Source organism: Bacteroides muris (ex Fokt et al. 2023), assembly GCF_024704895.1.
GTDB lineage: Bacteria > Bacteroidota > Bacteroidia > Bacteroidales > Bacteroidaceae > Bacteroides > Bacteroides muris.
Genome location: NZ_JAMZEE010000154.1, coordinates 1 through 227, shown reverse-complemented (window position 1 = coordinate 227; position 227 = coordinate 1). Strand labels below are relative to the sequence as shown.

1 pseudogene is annotated in these 227 nt (G+C 48.0%); it reads left to right on the top strand.

Annotated elements, in window-relative coordinates:
- Window positions 1-93: 93 nt before the first annotated feature.
- A pseudogene (locus M1B78_RS18940) lies at window positions 94-227 on the top strand (DUF4373 domain-containing protein); the annotation flags it as partial.

Below are 227 nucleotides of genomic sequence, written 5' to 3'. Positions count from 1 at the left end.
ACTTCCTGGAATGGAGACCCGTATGCTAACCATGAATCACCAATCATTAAAACACTAGAAACAATGGCCATGATGTACGGGGGGAATGCTATACTTCCCCCTCTTACTCCCCCCGGGGAAAGCGGAGGAGCGCAGGGAAATCCTGATTTAGACATTCCCGGATATGCCTACAACAGGAATACGCACAACCTGGAATGCCTCATGCTGAACCTGAAAAAGCTATACAT